Below are 14520 nucleotides of genomic sequence, written 5' to 3'. Positions count from 1 at the left end.
CCACCCAGGCTGCGCGCAGCAATGATCCCATCCGACACACGCATTGCTCACGACCCGGTGCGCGCGGCGCACCTTACAGGAAATCGAAATGACCTCTGAGACCCTCGCCAAAACCCCGCTACATGCCCTGCACCTGGAACTCGGCGCGCGCATGGTGCCCTTCGCCGGCTTTGAAATGCCCGTGCAGTACCCGCTGGGCGTGATGAAGGAACACCTGCACTGCCGCGACGCCGCCGGCCTGTTCGACGTCTCGCACATGGGCCAGATCCTCCTGCGCGGCGAGCACGCCGCGCGCGCCCTGGAATCCCTGGTGCCGGTGGACATCATCGACCTGCCGGTGGGCCTGCAGCGCTACGCCATGTTCACCGACGAGAACGGCGGCATCCTCGACGACCTGATGGTCGCCAACCTCGGCGACGACACCCTGTACCTGGTGGTCAACGCCGCCTGCAAGGAGCAGGACCTGGCCCACCTCAAGCAGCACATCGGCGAGCAGTGCCAGATCGAGTGCCTGTTCGAGGAACGCGCCCTGCTCGCCCTGCAAGGCCCCAAGGCCGTCGAGGTGCTGGCCCGTCTGGCGCCCGAAGTGAGCAAGATGACCTTCATGCAGGTCGCCCGCGTGCGCCTGCTGGGCAGCGAATGCATCGTCAGCCGCAGCGGCTACACCGGCGAAGACGGTTTCGAGATCTCGGTGCCGGTGGAGCAGGCCGAAGCCCTGGCGCGCAGCCTGCTGGCCGAAGCGGAAGTCGAGGCCATCGGCCTCGGCGCGCGTGACTCGCTGCGCCTGGAAGCCGGCCTGTGCCTGTACGGCCACGACATGAGCAGCGCCACCACGCCGATCGAAGCCAGCCTGCTGTGGGCCATCTCCAAGGTGCGCCGCGAAGGCGGCGAGCGCGCCGGCAACTTCCCCGGCGCCGGACGCATCTTCCAACAGCAGCGCGACGGCGTGGCGGAAAAGCGCGTCGGCCTGCTGCCGCAGGAGCGCGTGCCGGTGCGCGAAGGCGCCGAGATCGTCGACGGCGACGGCCAGGTGATCGGCCGGGTGTGCAGCGGCGGCTTCGGCCCGAGCCTCGGCGCGCCGGTGGCCATGGGCTACCTCAAGGCCAGCCACGCCGCCGCGGACAGCGAAGTCTGGGCCGTCGTGCGCGGCAAGCGCGTGGCGATGAAGGTGGCCAAGACGCCGTTCGTGCCGCAGCGCTACTACCGCGGTTAAGCGTCAGGCGCAGGGTGGATGAGGATGACGCTGTGTTCATCCACCCTGCGCCAGCTCTCGTCGCCCGGCTGCATTGCGGGCTACCTCGTTGTTGCCATCGATCCCGCGCTGCCGGCTGCCGGCTGCCGGCTGCCGTTAGGAGCATCGCCGCCAGCCGGCTCCTACGCAGCGTTCTCAGCTCGGCTCGGTAAAGATCAGGCGATTGCCGAACGGATCGCTCAGCGCCAGATCACGTCCCCAGGGCTGCGCGACGATGGCAGGTCGGGCGAAGTCGTAGTCCTTGCCGCGCAGTTCGTTCAGCAGCCCATCCAGATCGTCGCAGGCGATACGCAGCGCCGCGCCAGGGCAGCAGTCACCATGGTGCTCGGACAGATGCAGCACGCAACGCCCGCGCGACAGCTGCAGGTACAGCGGCAGCTGCGGTTCGAAACGGTGCGCCCAATCCTCGGCAAAACCCAGGTAATCGATATAGAAGGCCCGTGCGCGCAACTCGTCGAAGCTGCGCAGAATGGGAATGGGGGCAGCCAGCTGCATGTTCTTCTCCGGTCAATGGCAACCTGCGCAGCTTCAGCAAATCGCCGCCTGCCCGCAAGCCTCGGTACCTGGCAGGAGCCCCTACCCCCTGACCCGTTCATAGGCCACCCGCTCGCGCCCGGCGCGCAAGGTCTGCGCCCACCAGTTCAGCTGCACCAGCAGGTGCGCCATGGCCGAGTTGGCGTGGCGCGGCTCGCGCAGCCGGCCGCGCTCGTCGAACTGCTCCCAGGCATTGGCGAAACTCACCGAACTGCGCACCGTCATGCCGTGCATTTCCACCAGCACCTGGCGCAGCTGCTCCACCGCGCGCAGGCCGCCGGACACCCCGCCATAGCTGACGAAGCCCACCGGGCGCGCCTCCCAGGAGGCCGGCACCTCGTCGATGAACTGCTTGAGCGCCGCCGGATAGCCATGGTTGTACTCCGGGGTGACGATCAGGAAGGCATCGGCGCGCAGCAACTGCTGCAACGCCTGATGCCGCGCCTCGCCCGCCCCGGGCGCCTCGCCGGGCTGGCGGAACATCGCAGCCGGGTCGACCAGGCTCAGTTCGAACTCGCTGCGCTGGGCGATCTGCTCGCACGCCCAGGCCACCACGCGGTCGCAGAAGCGACCCTCGCGCACGCTGCCGTAGATCAGTACCAGTCGAACTCTGTCCTGCATGGAAATGCCCTCGGGGTTGTCAATCGAGGTGGCCGAGGGTAAAACCTCAACTTAACTTTAGGTCAAGAGGGATTTTTCATGTCGCCCTGCAACCCGCGTTTCGAGCGCCCCCTGAGCGTCGGCCAGGTGGCCGAACGCAGCGGAGTGGCGATCTCCACCCTGCACTTCTACGAGGCCAAGGGCCTGATCCACAGCCAGCGCAATGCCGGCAATCAGCGCCGCTACCCGCGCGAGGTGTTGCGCCGGGTGGCGATCATCAAGGTGGCGCAGCGCCTGGGCATTCCCCTGGCCGACATCGGCGCCGCGCTGGCCAGCCTGCCTGCCGACCACACGCCCACGGCGGCCGACTGGCAGCGCCTGTCCGCGCAGTGGCAACGCGACCTGGACGCGCGCATCGAACAATTGACCCGCTTGCGCGACCTGCTCACCGGCTGCATCGGCTGCGGCTGCCTGTCGATGCAGGACTGCCCGCTGCGCAACCCCCAGGATCAGCTCGGCGAGCAGGGGGCAGGGCCGCGCCTGCTCGAACCCGGCTAATCGTCCAGGCAATTGCGCCGGTTGCCGAAGCTTTCCCGCCGAATGTCGCGCAACCGCCAGCACCAGCGGCGGCGCCCTGGTCAACGACGGCTTCACCAACAGCTACGGCGCCCCCGAAGAGCGTTCCTGGCAGATCCGCCACGACTACAACTTCGCCGGCCTCGGCATCCCCGCCCTGACCCTGATGAACCGCTACGTCAGCGGCTCCAACATCCACGCCGGCGGCCGCACCGACGCCGAGGAGTGGGGCCGCGAGTCCGAACAGGCCTACACCATCCAGGAAGGCAGCCTGAAGAACCTCAGCGTGCGCTGGCGCAACTCCGACGTGCGCCGCGACGTCGGCATGGACCTGCAGGAGAACCGCCTGATCATCAACTACCCGCTGTCGATCCTGTAACGCCCGACGCGCCAGCGCGTCCGCTTGTCTCCATGTGTTTACGGCACTTTGCGCCCGTCCTCGCGACGGGCTTTTTTTGCCTGCAGATCCAACGGCTTGCCGCTGGCCCCTACTCCCCCTTCAGCGCAGCTGGCCCACCATCTGCGCCAGCACCGTCAACACGTCCCGCCCCAGCTGCTTCGAGCGGGCGCCGTTCCAGCCGGTGCGTGGCTGCGGGTTGTCGTCATGGTCCTTGAACGGCATCTCGATGGTGAACGACAGGCAGTCGAAGGCCTGGCCCACGGCGTTGCACGCCAGGGTCAGGTTGGCCTGGCCGGGTTCGTCGCGCGGGTAGCCGAAGCGGGTCTGGAACTCGGCGCCGATGCCCACCAGGCGCCGGCGGAAGTCCTCCTCCAGCGCGGCCAGGCGCGGCGTGTAACCGGGGTTGCCCTCGCAGCCGGCGGTGAACACGTGGGGAATTTCCTCGTCGCCGTGGATATCCAGGAACAGGTCGACGCCGATGCGCTGCATCTGTTGCAGCACGAACAGCACTTCCGGGCTGCGCTCGGCGCTGGCCGACTGCCAGGCGCGGTTGAGGTCCTGCCCCGCATGGTTGGTGCGCAGGTGGCCGCGAAAGGCGCCGTCGGGGTTCATGTTCGGCACCAGGTACAGCTCGGCCCGGGCCAGCAGCGCATTCAACTCGGCATCCTGCGGGTCCTGCAGGCGCTCGATCAGCCCTTCCATGAACCACTCGGCCATGTGCTCGCCGGGATGCTGCTGGGCGATGATCCACAGCTTGCGCGGCGTCTGCGCCTGGCGCGCGATACGCAGCAGCTGGATATCGCGCCCTTCCAGGCTCTTGCCGCAGGCCAGCAGCTCGGCGCCGGCCTGGCTCAGCGCCTGCTCGATCAGCGCATCGTGGCGCGCCCGGCTATAGGGTTCGAAATAGGCGAACCAGGCCTGCGCGCGCTCGGCCTGCAGCTCGAAATGCAACTGGCCGTCCGCGAAGCGGGTGGGCACACGAAACCAGTCTTGCCGGTCGTAGCTGGCCACGGCCTGGTAGCCGTCCCAGGCATTGTTGTAGGCCGACTGTCCGGCATTGGTCAGGCTGAAGGCGTGGCGCTGCCCCGGCTGCAGGCCGTCCACCTGAAAGTGAAACCACTGGAAATGATGACTGTTGAGGTCCGGGCGCATGGCCAGCAGCACCCGCTGCGGGTCGCTGGCGTCGATGACCTGGATATTGCCGCTGTCGAAATCCGCGCTGATCTTCATGAATGCCTCGTGAGCCGAAATCAGCCGTCAGGATTGCAGCTCGCCGCGTCGCTGTGAAGGCAGACAGGTCGCTCCTGGCGAACTAAGGTTGGCAAGGTCGGCCTAACGGCCTGAGCCGACTCAACCAGAGAATACCGCCATGCCCAGCCCCATCCTCCTGCGCCACAGCCTCACCGCCCTGCTCGCCCTGACGCTGCTGGCCGGCTGCGCCGCCCGCGAGCCCAGCCCGGCGAGCCCGCCGGCGCGGCCGCAACCCCAGCAACAGACGCCGCAGGACCCATTGCGCGATCTGCGCCAGCAGGCCCAGCGCGGCGATCTGGAGAGCCAGTTCCAGCTCGGCAGCAGCTACTTCGTCGGCCAGCCGGAGAAGAACCTCAAGCAGGCCGAATACTGGTGGAAGCAGGCCGCCGACAAGGGCCACGCCATGGCCGCGGTGAGCCTGGCCTACCTCTACACCGGGCGCGACGCACCGGAATTCGCCAACCAGCGGGGCATGCTCAAGTACCTCAACCAGTCGGCGGCCGCCGGCAACCCCATGGCCCAGCACATTCTCGGCAACCTCTACCGCCGCGGCGAAGGCGGCGTGCCGCGCGACCCGGACCAGGCGCGGCGCCTGTACCAGAGCGCCTGCCAGCAGCGCTACGAAGCCTCCTGCGCGGCGCTGGGCCAGCAGTAAGCGGGCCGTCAGGCGTCACAGATCACCTCGACGCTGTAGCCGTCCGGGTCGAGCACGCAGGCGGCGTAGCAGCCGGATTCGGCGCGCAGTCCGGGTCGGCCGTCGTCATCGCCGCCGGCCTGCAGCGCCGCGGCATGGAAAGCTCGCACCGCCTCGCGGTTGCCTGCCCGCAGGCGAAAAGGCGGGCACGCCTCGCCGACGGCGCGCCCCGGTACGGCGCTGAGCAGGTAGAGCAAGGCCGGCGCGTCGTCCCGCGGGCCGAAGCCGGCAGCCAGCCCCGCACCGTGCTCGCCCTCGTGTTTCAGCTCGTAGCCCAGGGGCGCCAGGGCCGCCCGATACCAGGCACGGCTGCGGCGGAAGTTGGCCACGGTGATGCACGGACGATCGATCAGCGAATCCTCGAACACCTCTCAGGCCGCCTCCAGACGTTCGCGCACTTGCTGCAGCTCGACATGACCGAGAAAGCCGCCGCTGTGGGCCGTTTCGCCGCGCTCGATGGCGCGGGCGAAGCACGCCGCCGGATCGGCGGCGAGCCGGGCCAGGTGTCGGGCCAGATGCGGATACTCCCGCTGCAGATCGAACAGCTGGTGGTAGTCGACCCAACGGCCGATGCCGGCGAGGTAGGCGTCCGCCAGGCTGCGCCGTTCGCCCAGCAGCCAGTCGCGCTCGCTCAGCAGCCGCTCGAGGTAGCGACAACCCGCCGCCACCTGTTCGGCCCCCAGGCTGCGCAACAGCGCGCGTTGCGACTCGTCCAGCTCGGCCTTCTCGTAGGCCAGCCACAAGGGACTGAAGGCGGCGAAGAAATCGCTCACCAGGTAGGCCAGCATCTGGTTGAGCGCATCGAACTCGGCGCTGCCCTGGCGCGGCGCCAGCGGCGAGCCCTCTGCCCGCGCCGCCAGGTGCAGCAGAATCGCCAGGCTCTCGCTCAGCGACTCGCCGCTTTCCAGCAATAGCGTGGGTGTCTGGTACAGCGGGTTGAGCCGCTCGAACAGCGGGTCCCAGGGTTGCTCGAGCATCTCCACGCGACACAGCCGGTATGGCTGGCCGAGCCACTCGAGGGCGACGATGGCACCGAACGAACAACCTTGCGGCACGCCGTAGAACAGTATCGGTTGCATGAGAAGAACTCCTTGTCTGCCAGCGGTCGACGCGCCCTTCGCGTCACCTGCCGCCAGGCTAAGGGCGAATTAGGCTATATTCGGCCCTAATAAAATCGTTCCCCTGATGTTTATCCCGACGCCCCGCGCGCCCCCGGAGTCCGTCCCCCGTGAACAGTCCCACCACCCGCGTGCTGGCCCTGCTGGAACTGCTGCAGAGCCACGGCCAGCTCAGCGGCCGCGAACTGGCCGAACGCCTGGAAGTGGACGGGCGCACCCTGCGCCGCTATATCCGCCACCTGGAAGACCTGGGCATTCCGCTGACCAGCGAGCGCGGCCGCTACGGTGGCTACCGCCTGGTGGCCGGCTTCAAGCTGCCGCCCCTGATGTTCAACCTCGAGGAAGCCCAGGCCGTGGCCCTGGGCCTCCTGGCCACGACCAAGCTCGGCCTGGCCGAGACCGCGGCGGCGGTGGCCAGCGCCCAGGCCAAGCTGGAACGGGTGATGCCGGCCAAGCTGCAACAGCGGGTGCGCGCCCTGAGCCAGAGCGCCACCCTGGATCTGCCGCGCAGCCACGGCACCGGCGATCAGCTGCTGCTGGCCGAACTCGCCGCCGCCGCCCAGGAGCGTCAGCGCGTGCGCCTGGTTTATTGCAGCGAACAGGGCCAGTGCAGCGAGCGCGAGGTCGATCCCTACGGCCTGGTGTTCCGTCAGGGCCTCTGGTACCTGAGCGGCTACTGCCACCTGCGTCAGGCGCTGCGCTCGTTCCGCCTGGAGCGCCTGCGCGAGGTACGGACGCTGGACAGCCGCTTCGAGCGCCCGCACGACTTCGACGCCGCCACACACCTCAATGCCAGCATCGCCAACCTGCCGCGTGCCTACCCGGTGCGCATCCTGCTGCACACCGACCTGGCCGGCGCCGTCGCCGAACTCGGCGTCAACGCCGGCCTGCTGACGCCCGAGGGCGACGGCGTGCGCCTGAGCACCAGCACCGACAGCCCGACCTGGTTCGCCCGCCTGCTGCTGCGCCTGTCCTTCGATTTCCACATCGAACAGCCGGCGCAGCTGCGTGAAGCCCTGCGGCAGCAGGCGCAGCGCATGTTGCGCCTGGCCGCAGGCTAGTTCGCACGATTTCGCCGGCACTGCTTGCAGGCCTCGCCAACAGCGACGCAGCGACTAGGCTTCTGCCTGCCACGACACAACGAAAGGAGGCACGCCATGTCACAGGCAGAAGCGAATATCCTCGTCATCTGGGGCCGTCATTGGTTCGCCAACATGTGGGTCGGCAACCAGCAGGACAAACGCGACGAACTCATCGCCCACGTCAACAGCGAGCTGGGCGGCCTGGGCTTCAAGCTGGGGCGCGGCTGGCAGAACTACGATCCGGTGATTCGCCGCGCCGGTAGCCGCCCCAGCAGCTATGCACAAATCGCCGCCTGGGCGGCGCGGCAACCGAACCAGGGCCGCGCCGTCGCCCAGCAATTTCTCGACTGGGCGACCGGCGAGACCGTCGGGTTGATGCAACTGCCGGTGGAGTTGCAGGACCTGGCCATCATCACCCACCTGGCCGAGGTCGGACGCGGCTATGTGTCGGCCCTGGAAGGATCGCTCTATCCGCTGATGCAGGACATCGCCAACGGCCAGCGCAACTGGAGCGACTACCGGGACTACGCGCCCGCGCTCAAGTACGCCGAAGACAGCGCCATGGACTGGGCGTCCTGACCGGCGTCAGGGCTGCAGATCGAACAGCGCCTTGCCGCTTTCCATGTCGCTGGGCGCGGAGAAGTGCTCGTGGAAGATCAGCCAGCGCCCGCCCTGGCGACGCAGGCACTGGGTCACGCGCATCCAGCAGGTCTGCAGCTCGCCCTTTTCATTGGTGCCACCGCAGTGCAGCAGGTAGTGGGTCACGCCGAGATCGCCGGCGGCGGTGAAGGTCGGCTCGTGCGGTTCGAACATCCCCGGGCCGCTGCACATCTCCATGCAGGCCTGCCAGTGCGCCTGGTACGTCGGGCGCCCCTGGAAACGCAGCGGGCCGATGGCATCGTAGGCCACCACGTCTTCGGCGTAGTGGCTCATGATGCGCGCCACGTCCTTGCTGCGGCAGGCTTCGGTCCAGCTGTTCAGGGCGTCTTGCAGTTCGTGCTGACTCATGTCGAATCTCCTTGTTGATATTCAGGCCTTGTGGCCACAGCAGTCGTGGGCGGGCGCCGCCTGTTCGTACTCGTCGTGCAGGCGCGTCCAGTTGAGTCCCTTGCCGTCCAGATCGGGCATACCGTCCCAGCCCTCGCTGCGGCCGAAGGGGGTGAGGTCGAGGTAGTGGAAGCTGCTCATCAGCATTTCCAGGCCACGCGCATAGCAGGAGTAGGTGTGGAACACCTGCTCGCCGTCGCGCAGGAACACGCTGACGCCGGGCTGTTCGCCCTGCAGGTGGTAGTCCAGACCCAGGCGCTGCAGCTCGGCCTGGTCGCGGTAGTTGTACTGCACCGGGGCCACCGTCTCGTCGCAGGTGGCCTGGTAGTCGTAGTTGAAACGGCTGCCGTAGGAGCTGTACCAGGGCAGCGTCCAGCCCATGCGTCGCTTGAAGGCGTCGAGATCGGCCAGCGGCGCGCGCGAGACCAGCACCAGGGTGGTGTCGCGCGCGTGCAGGTGGGACTGATGGCCGATGTTGTCGACCAGGCAGGAACAGCCGTCGCAGCCCTCGCCGCGATCCATGTGGTACATGAAGTGGTAGACGATCAATTGGCTGCGCCCCTCGAACAGGTCGAGCAGACGCACCTCGCCCTGCGGGCCCTGGAAGCGGTAATCCTCCTCCACCGCCACCATGGGCAAGGCGCGGCGCGCGCGGTTGAGCGCATCGCGCTGGCGGGTCAGGGCCTTCTCCTGCTCCAGCAGCGCCTTGCGGGCGGCCAGCCACTGCTCGCGCGTGGCGACCTCGGGAATATAGCTGCGGTCCAAAGCGGTTCTCCTGCCGATGGCGGCTCAGTGCCGGCCGGCCTGCAACTGCGCCGGCTGGACATCCAGTTCGCGCACCGGGCGCACCTCCACGCAGCCGACACGGGCGGCGGGGATGTGCCCGGCGAGCTGGATCGCCTCGTTGAGGTCGCGCGCCTCCACCAGATAGAAGCCGGCCAGCTGCTCCTTGGTTTCGGCGAAGGGGCCGTCGGTGATCGCCAGCTTGCCGCCGCGCATGCGCACGGTTGTAGCGCTCTGCACCGACTGCAGCGCCTCGGCGGCGAGCATGCGCCCGCTCTCCTGCACGGCGTTGGCGTAGGCGAGGCACTCGCTGTCATGCGGGCTGTCGGGGGAGCTGTGCAGCTCCTGTTCGTTGGCGTAGACGAGGCAGAGGTATTTCATGACGCGCTCCAGTTCCTTGGCGGGTGGGTACTGGATAGTCGAACGCGCCGGGGACGTTTCGACATTGGTCGGAAAAACATCGCAGAAACCGATGAACGGTAGGGTGCGCCGCGCGCCTCGTTAAACAAGCCGGCGCACGCGGCGCCCCCTACTCCGGCACCTCGACACTGACGTGGATGGCGTCGTGGCGCCAGAACTCCAGGTCGCAGTCGATGATGCGCCCGTGCTGGTCGCGGTTGACCCGGGTGATGCGCAGCGCCGGGCTGCCCGGCGTCACCTTGAGGCTGGCCGCGGCTTCAGCGTGCAGCGCGGTGGGCACCATGTCGAAGCGTACCCGGCCGTAGTGGATGCCGTACTCGCTGGCATAGAGGTCGGTGAGCGAGCGGGTCAGGTCGAACTCGAGAATGCCGGGAAAATAGGCCGGGTTCAGGTAGTGCTCGACGTACAGCACCAGACGCCCGTCGATGCGCCGCGCGCGGCACACCTGGTAGACGCTGGACAGCGCCGGCAGCTCCAGCACCTGGCAGATCTGCGCGCTGGCCGGCATCAGCCGTGCGCTGAGCACTTCGGTGGCCGGCACTCGCCCCTGTTCGGCGACCATGGCGTGGAAGTGCGTCCGCACCAGCGGGTTGTAGGCCACCCGCGCCGGCGAGACGAACCAGCCGCGGCGCTCCTCGCGGTAGACCAGGCCCTGCGCCTCCAACTGGCCGAGCGCCTCGCGCAGGGTGATGCGGGTGGTGTCGAACAGCTCGCTGAGCTTGCGTTCGGCCGGCAGCTTGCTACCCGAGGGCAGCAGGCCGCGGTCGATCTGTTCCTGCAACGCGCGGCAGATGACGGTGACGGCCCGCGGCGCTTCTTCGCGCATCAATTGTTCCCCTTATGGACTAGTCCAGCCCCATCGCAGGGCGAAAGTCGTGTGCTCGGACGGCTTACCAGCCTAGGCATTCTAGATGACCGGCAGATGACAACCCTGCTACAAGCACGCCGCATGCCACCGCCGCCAAGGTCCACAGACCGCGAAATCAGTTACTTACCCATGGTCTACGCTTGTTGAGCGCGCCAGCCGGTCAAGCCTAGACATCTACCCCCGGCGACTCGACATAAAGCTGTCATCGAAGGCGCCTAGATTGGCTCAGGTCTTGCTGATCTAGACCAACACTCTCACTGCAAAGGAGTTTCCGATGAAACAACTGCTGCTGGCTTCATTGATGGGCTCGGCCATCGCCCTGGCGACCTCCGCCATGGCCGAAAGCACCGACTTGCAGGCACTGGAACAGGCTGCACGCGCCGAGGGCGCGGTGAACAGCGTGGGCATGCCGGACAGCTGGGCCAACTGGAAAGACACCTGGGCGGACCTGGCCAGGCTCTACGGCCTCAAGCACCAGGACACCGACATGAGCTCGGCGCAGGAAATCGCCAAGTTCGCCGCCGAGAAGGAAAACGCCACCGCCGATATCGGCGACGTCGGCGCCGCCTTCGGCCCCATCGCCGTGCAGCAGGGCGTGACCCAGCCGTACAAGCCGAGCACCTGGGAGCAGATCCCGACCTGGGCCAAGGACCAGGACGGCCACTGGATGCTGGCCTACACCGGCTCCATCGCCTTTATCGTCAACAAGCAGCTGGTCAAGGACATTCCGCGCTCCTGGGCCGACCTCAAGACCGGCACCTACAAGGTCTCCGCCGGCGACGTCAGCACCGCCGCGCAAGCGGTCAACGGCGTGCTGGCCGCCGCCATCGCCATGGGCGGCAACGAGAGCAACGTGCAGCCGGCGCTGGACTTCTACGGCGAACTGGCCAAGCAGGGCCGCCTGTCGCTGGCCAACCCGACCATCCAGACCCTGGAAAAGGGCGAAGTGGAAGTCGGCATCGTCTGGGACTTCAACGGCCTGTCCTACCGCGACCAGATCGACCCCGAGCGCTTCGAGGTGCTGATCCCGTCCGACGGTTCGGTGATCTCCGGCTACACCACCATCATCAACAAATGGGCGAAGAACCCCAACGCCGCCAAGCTGACCCGCGAGTACATCTTGAGCGATGCCGGGCAGATCAACCTGGCCAAGGGCAACGCCCGGCCGATCCGCGCCGAGCACATCGAGCTGCCGGCCGAGGTGCAGGCCAAGCTGCTGCCGCAAGAGCAGTACGCCAAGGTCCAGCCGATCAAGGATGCCGCTGCCTGGGAAGCCACCTCCAAGGCCCTGCCGCGCCTGTGGCAGGAGCACGTGATCATCAATATGAACTGATGCCGTCGCGCCACCTTTGATACGTAGCCCGGATGCAATCCGGGGCAGGCGTCGAATGCTCCCCGGCTTGCATCCGGGCTACGACCGAACGAGAGAACCCCATGAAGCACAACGTCATCCTGGTAGTACTGGATGGCCTGAGCTATCAGGTGGCCCAGCATGCGCTGGGCCACCTGCTGGCTTACTGCCAGGCCGGGCGCGCTGCGCTGTACAAGCTCGACTGCGCACTGCCGGCACTGTCCCGTCCGCTCTACGAATGCATCCTCACCGGCGTGGCGCCCATCGACAGCGGCATCGTGCACAACGATGTGGTGCGTCTGTCGAATCAGCGCTGCATCTTCCACTACGCCCGTGACGCCGGCCTGAGCACCGCCGCCGCGGCCTATCACTGGGTCAGCGAGCTGTACAACCGTGCGCCCTTCGTCGCCGCCAGAGACCGCCACACCAGCGATGAGTCGCTGCCGATCCAGCACGGCCACTTCTACTACGCCGACCATTACCCGGATTCGCACCTGCTGGCCGATGCCGAAAGCCTGCGCCAGCGCCATAGCCCCAACCTGCTGCTGGTGCACCCGATGAACATCGACGACGCCGGCCACAAACACGGCCTCGACAGCCCGCAGTACCGCAACGCCGCGCGCATGGCCGACGTGCTGCTGGCCGAATACATCCAGACCTGGCTCGACGCCGGCTACCAGATCCTGGTGACCGCCGACCACGGAATGAACGCCGACCGCAGCCACAACGGCCTGCTGGCGGAGGAGCGCGAAGTGCCGCTGATCGTGCTTGGCAGCGCCTTTAGCCTCGACCCTGCAGCCCGCCCGCAGCAGACCGAGCTGTGCGGCACCGTCTGCCAGCTGCTCGGCGCAGCCCACGACAAAGCCTGGTGCAGGGAGCTGCTCGAATGAAGTCACCCATTGCCGGCAAGGGTTGGGCACTGCTGTGCCTGCTGCCCTTCGCCCTGTTCTTCTTCGCCTTCCAGATCGCGCCGCTGGCCTGGGTGGCGAGCAACAGCCTGAACACCGCCGAAGGCTGGGGCCTGGGTAATTTCCAGCAGGCCTTCTCCTCGGCCTTCTACCGCCAGGCCATGCGCCACAGCCTGGAAGTCGCCTTCTGGTCGAGCCTGTTCGGCATCGTCATCGCGATCATCGGCAGCTACTCGCTGCGCCAGGTCAGCAGCCGCCTGCGCGATTTCGTCATGGCGTTTTCCAACATGACCAGCAACTTCTCCGGGGTGCCGCTGGCCTTCGCCTTCATCATCCTCCTCGGTTTCAACGGCGCGCTGACCATCCTGCTCAAGCAGATGGGCCTGATCGAAGACTTCAATCTCTATTCCAAGACCGGCCTGATCGTGCTCTACACCTACTTCCAGATTCCCCTCGGCGTGCTGCTGCTCTACCCGGCCTTCGACGCCCTGCGCGAGGACTGGCGCGAGTCGGCCGAGCTGCTCGGCGCCAGCACCTGGCAGTTCTGGCGGCATATCGGCCTGCCGGTGCTGACCCCGGCGCTGCTCGGCACCTTCGTCATCCTCCTGGCCAATGCCCTCGGCGCCTATGCCACGGTGTATGCGCTGACCACCGGCAACTTCAACATCCTGCCGATCCGTATCGCGGCGATGGTCTCCGGCGACATCTTCCTCGACCCGAACATGGCCAGCGCCCTGGCCATGGTGCTGGTCGGCCTGATGACCCTGATCACCGTCGTCCACCAATGGCTGCTGCGCCGGAGCTACCATGTCGCCCGCTGAAAAACGCTCGCCGCTGTTCCACCAGCTGGTGGTCTACCTGCTGTTTCTGATCCTGCTGCTGCCGCTGCTCGGCACCCTGGTCTATTCGCTGTCCACCAGCTGGTCGGCGACCATCCTGCCCAGCGGTTTCACCTTCAAGTGGTACCTGACGCTGTGGAGCGATGCACGCTTTCTCGCCGCCTTCGGCCGCTCGCTGCTGGTGTGCATCGCTGCCCTGGCACTGGCGCTGCTGCTGATCCTGCCGCTGCTGTTCGTGGTCAACTACCACTTCCCCAAGCTGGACGCCGTGATGAACGTGCTGATCCTGCTGCCCTTCGCTATCCCCCCGGTGGTGTCCTCGGTGGGCCTGATGCAGCTGTTCGCCGCCGGCCCGCTGCCGATTCTTGGCACGCCGTGGATCCTGATCGGCTGCTTCTTCACCATCGCCCTGCCCTTCATGTACCGGGCCATCACCAACAACCTGCAGGCGATCAACCTGCGCGACCTGATGGACGCCGCCCACCTGCTCGGCGCCAGTACCTGGCGCGCGGCCTTCATGGTGGTGCTGCCCAATCTGCGCAAGGGCCTGATGGTCTCGGTGTTTTTGTCCTTCAGCTTCCTGTTCGGCGAATTCGTCTTCGCCAACCTGCTGGTGGGCAGCCGCTACGAAACGCTGCAGGTGTACCTGTACAACATGCGCAACGACAGCGGCCATTTCACCAGCGCCCTGGTGATTTCCTACTTCCTGTTCGTGCTGCTGATGACCTGGGCGGCCAACCGTCTGAACAAGGACAAATCCTAGGCTGGGTTGAGCTTGCGAAACCCAGATAGATTGA

At 67.0% G+C, this 14520-nt stretch carries 18 protein-coding genes and 1 pseudogene; 10 read left to right on the top strand and 9 right to left on the bottom strand.

What is annotated here, in order from left to right:
- The first annotated feature begins 88 nt into the window (after positions 1-88).
- A complete protein-coding gene (gcvT, locus tag ACIGFL_RS05195) occupies positions 89-1213 on the top strand; it encodes a glycine cleavage system aminomethyltransferase GcvT (protein WP_397496348.1) in 1125 nt (374 codons plus the stop codon).
- Positions 1214-1387: 174 nt separating this feature from the next.
- On the opposite strand, the gene ACIGFL_RS05190 is transcribed toward gcvT, so the two are convergent.
- Positions 1388-1747 (bottom strand): glyoxalase superfamily protein, encoded by a 360-nt coding sequence (locus ACIGFL_RS05190; RefSeq protein WP_397496347.1) that lies wholly within the window; start codon positions 1745-1747, stop codon positions 1388-1390.
- A gap of 81 nt (positions 1748-1828) precedes the next feature.
- On the bottom strand, positions 1829-2407 hold the full coding sequence (locus ACIGFL_RS05185; RefSeq protein ID WP_021443042.1) for an NADPH-dependent FMN reductase: 579 nt from the start codon (positions 2405-2407) through the stop codon (positions 1829-1831).
- A 78-nt stretch (positions 2408-2485) separates the two neighbouring features.
- Between ACIGFL_RS05185 and soxR the strand changes: the two genes are divergently transcribed.
- Together soxR and ACIGFL_RS05175 are read left to right on the top strand one after the other, a co-directional pair.
- A complete protein-coding gene (gene soxR / locus ACIGFL_RS05180; RefSeq protein WP_397496346.1) occupies positions 2486-2944 on the top strand; it encodes a redox-sensitive transcriptional activator SoxR in 459 nt (152 codons plus the stop codon).
- A 61-nt stretch (positions 2945-3005) separates the two neighbouring features.
- Positions 3006-3341, top strand: a pseudogene (locus tag ACIGFL_RS05175) (OprD family outer membrane porin); the annotation flags it as partial.
- 120 nt (positions 3342-3461) lie between these two features.
- Here ACIGFL_RS05175 and ACIGFL_RS05170 read toward each other — a convergent pair.
- Positions 3462-4592: a M14-type cytosolic carboxypeptidase gene (locus ACIGFL_RS05170; protein WP_397496345.1), complete on the bottom strand. Its 1131-nt coding sequence runs from the start codon at positions 4590-4592 to the stop codon at positions 3462-3464.
- A gap of 139 nt (positions 4593-4731) precedes the next feature.
- On the opposite strand from ACIGFL_RS05170, the gene ACIGFL_RS05165 reads away from it, so the two are divergent.
- The gene (locus tag ACIGFL_RS05165; protein WP_397496344.1) at positions 4732-5268 is read left to right on the top strand and encodes a tetratricopeptide repeat protein; all 537 of its coding nucleotides are present in this window, start codon (positions 4732-4734) and stop codon (positions 5266-5268) included.
- Positions 5269-5276: 8 nt separating this feature from the next.
- Here ACIGFL_RS05165 and ACIGFL_RS05160 read toward each other — a convergent pair whose 3' ends face one another.
- A complete protein-coding gene (locus tag ACIGFL_RS05160) occupies positions 5277-5675 on the bottom strand; it encodes a VOC family protein (protein ID WP_397496343.1) in 399 nt (132 codons plus the stop codon).
- 3 nt (positions 5676-5678) lie between these two features.
- Positions 5679-6386: a glutathione S-transferase family protein gene (locus ACIGFL_RS05155; protein WP_397496341.1), complete on the bottom strand. Its 708-nt coding sequence runs from the start codon at positions 6384-6386 to the stop codon at positions 5679-5681.
- Positions 6387-6535: 149 nt separating this feature from the next.
- Between ACIGFL_RS05155 and ACIGFL_RS05150 the strand changes: the two genes are divergently transcribed.
- Together ACIGFL_RS05150 and ACIGFL_RS05145 are read left to right on the top strand one after the other, a co-directional pair.
- On the top strand, positions 6536-7486 hold the full coding sequence (locus tag ACIGFL_RS05150) for a helix-turn-helix transcriptional regulator (protein ID WP_397496340.1): 951 nt from the start codon (positions 6536-6538) through the stop codon (positions 7484-7486).
- Between the two features lie 96 nt (positions 7487-7582).
- A complete protein-coding gene (locus ACIGFL_RS05145; protein WP_397496339.1) occupies positions 7583-8086 on the top strand; it encodes a hypothetical protein in 504 nt (167 codons plus the stop codon).
- 6 nt (positions 8087-8092) lie between these two features.
- On the opposite strand, the gene ACIGFL_RS05140 is transcribed toward ACIGFL_RS05145, so the two are convergent.
- The 4 genes from ACIGFL_RS05140 to ACIGFL_RS05125 form a co-directional block, all read right to left on the bottom strand.
- Entirely contained in the window at positions 8093-8515 is a 423-nt protein-coding gene (locus tag ACIGFL_RS05140; RefSeq protein WP_397496338.1) for a YybH family protein, read from the bottom strand.
- A gap of 21 nt (positions 8516-8536) precedes the next feature.
- Positions 8537-9319, bottom strand: coding sequence for a DUF899 domain-containing protein (locus ACIGFL_RS05135; RefSeq protein ID WP_397496337.1), 783 nt, complete (start codon positions 9317-9319; stop codon positions 8537-8539).
- A 24-nt stretch (positions 9320-9343) separates the two neighbouring features.
- Positions 9344-9718, bottom strand: coding sequence for a YciI family protein (locus ACIGFL_RS05130; protein WP_397496336.1), 375 nt, complete (start codon positions 9716-9718; stop codon positions 9344-9346).
- A 148-nt stretch (positions 9719-9866) separates the two neighbouring features.
- A complete protein-coding gene (locus tag ACIGFL_RS05125; RefSeq protein WP_397496335.1) occupies positions 9867-10583 on the bottom strand; it encodes a UTRA domain-containing protein in 717 nt (238 codons plus the stop codon).
- Between the two features lie 316 nt (positions 10584-10899).
- Here ACIGFL_RS05125 and ACIGFL_RS05120 point away from each other — a divergent pair, with 316 nt between their 5' ends.
- The 4 genes from ACIGFL_RS05120 to ACIGFL_RS05105 all read left to right on the top strand — a co-directional run bounded on the left by ACIGFL_RS05120 (position 10900) and on the right by ACIGFL_RS05105 (position 14486).
- Positions 10900-11958 carry an ABC transporter substrate-binding protein gene (locus ACIGFL_RS05120; protein WP_397496334.1) on the top strand — a complete coding sequence of 353 codons (1059 nt, stop codon included), beginning with the start codon at positions 10900-10902 and terminating at the stop codon, positions 11956-11958.
- Between the two features lie 101 nt (positions 11959-12059).
- A complete protein-coding gene (locus ACIGFL_RS05115) occupies positions 12060-12866 on the top strand; it encodes an alkaline phosphatase family protein (RefSeq protein ID WP_397496333.1) in 807 nt (268 codons plus the stop codon).
- On the top strand, positions 12863-13705 hold the full coding sequence (locus tag ACIGFL_RS05110) for an ABC transporter permease subunit (protein WP_021445681.1): 843 nt from the start codon (positions 12863-12865) through the stop codon (positions 13703-13705). Before ACIGFL_RS05115 ends, ACIGFL_RS05110 begins: the two co-directional genes overlap by 4 nt.
- Complete coding sequence (locus ACIGFL_RS05105) at positions 13692-14486, top strand: ABC transporter permease (RefSeq protein ID WP_021445680.1); 795 nt, start codon at positions 13692-13694, stop codon at positions 14484-14486. The genes ACIGFL_RS05110 and ACIGFL_RS05105 overlap by 14 nt, the downstream gene beginning before the upstream one ends.
- The last annotated feature ends 34 nt before the right edge of the window (positions 14487-14520 follow it).

This window comes from Pseudomonas sp. NPDC077649 (assembly GCF_044542855.1).
In the GTDB taxonomy this organism is placed as follows: Bacteria; Pseudomonadota; Gammaproteobacteria; order Pseudomonadales; family Pseudomonadaceae; genus Aquipseudomonas.
Note: the sequence above shows the minus strand (reverse complement) of the source record. Positions and strands in the feature narration are given on the sequence as shown.